Consider the following 1623-nt stretch of genomic DNA (forward strand, 5'->3'; position numbering starts at 1 on the left):
GTTACCAAAATTATTATGGAAAGCCTGTTTTAGGAGTTGATACCACATGGTCAGGAAAACCGAGAGTTCCTGTAACACCTAGAGTTGTTGTTAAAACAAATCTTGGTAATGAGATTGATATAACACCTTCTAATAACCACAGCACAGTTATTAAAAAGGCACCAACTCAACATTTACCAAATTCAAGTATTGATATTTTAGATGAGGCTACTGGTGAGATACGTACACGAAGATACTATGATTCAAAAGGTAATGTATTTAGAGATGTAGATATGGATAATCATGGAAATTCAAAATTACATCCAGAATATCCACATGAACATAATTGGGGTACAAATTCAAATGGACAACTTAGAAGGGAAAAATAATAATGATTAGTTATGAAGAAATGATAGAAATGATTGAAAGAGGAGAAGAGTTTATCATTACTTATGCAGACAATCGATATTGGATTAGTCAGACACAAGATTATATTATTTTGACTCCGATAGATACGGGTGAAAGTCAGCTATATAGCGATTTAGAGGATTTTTTGGAGAATGCAAAACTAGGGGAATATCGTTTGTGCAATTTAAAAGACGAATTATTTTGACTTGTGGTGCTGTAGGCGATTGAGCTAGTCATCGAGGACGTTGAAAACGTTGTGGCGTTTTCCGTCCTCTCTTGCCTAGCTCCCCGCCCACCTATGGAGCTACTCTCCATAGGTGTTTTTGACATCACCACGAGAATTGCTTAGTTGGTCATGCCAAAGTACAACAGGGAAGAAGAAGCAGATTTGCCTAAGACGACACAACCACCTGACCCAGCTCGAGACCAAGGACGGCACAACAACCTACACCTACGATAAGAACGGCAACCGTATCTCGTCTCAGAAGAATGATGAGAAGCTAGACTATATCTACGATACAGAGAATAGACTCCTTGCGGTCAAGGACAAGGCAGGTCTCTTGTTTGCGGCGTTGTATGACGGGGATGACAACCGAGTATTTACCGCCAGCCGTAAGGAAGGCAAGCACAGCTATCAGCTCTTCAAGCGGGAGGACAAGCGGAAGTCGCCCCACACGTCCCCAAATGGGGAGGAACATAGTCTCTTCTGGTATGGCTTTAGCCAGAATGTCTTACAAGCCTTATCCAGCCTCCCTCAGACCATTGGGGCTATCTGGCATGAGATTTTTGACGATGTCTCCACAGCCTACCACAAGAAGGTGGCCAAAGACAGGGCCAACGAGGAGGGCTTGGTGGTCAATCCACCAGACCTAGGAAACCTTCCTGGTGAGGGAGAAGTGACCTATGCCAGTGAGGTCAAAGAGGTTCTGATTCCTTACACCACAAGAGAAGATAGCTTCCACTACTATGAAGAGCGCAACTACGTCAATGACGTCAACCGCAAGCACACCGAGGTTCTCCAGACCTATGACCGGGAGCTAAAAGCCAGAGAAACCTACACCTATGGACAGGGTAGAAGTTCTTACCACAACCATGGGACAGGGGATACCTATCAGTACCTAGCGACACAAAGTGGTAGCGTTACTGGCTTGACCAAGGACGGACAAGCCGTTGCGTCTCGCTCTTACAACCTCTACGGAGCCACTAAGTCTAGCACAGACGAGACAGGCAACCCTT

2 protein-coding genes and 1 pseudogene are annotated in these 1623 nt (G+C 44.4%); all 3 read left to right on the plus strand.

What is annotated here, in order from left to right; translation table 11 throughout:
• A pseudogene (locus tag BVE84_RS10930) lies at positions 1-368 on the plus strand (hypothetical protein); the annotation flags it as partial.
• A gap of 2 nt (positions 369-370) precedes the next feature.
• Positions 371-592 carry a hypothetical protein gene (locus tag BVE84_RS10285; RefSeq protein WP_076996888.1) on the plus strand — a complete coding sequence of 74 codons (222 nt, stop codon included), beginning with the start codon at positions 371-373 and terminating at the stop codon, positions 590-592.
• Between the two features lie 118 nt (positions 593-710).
• Positions 711-1623: hypothetical protein (locus BVE84_RS10290; protein ID WP_228062248.1), on the plus strand; the 913-nt coding region annotated here is incomplete at its 3' end.

Source organism: Streptococcus azizii, from assembly GCF_001984715.1.
In the GTDB taxonomy this organism is placed as follows: domain Bacteria; phylum Bacillota; class Bacilli; order Lactobacillales; family Streptococcaceae; genus Streptococcus; species Streptococcus azizii.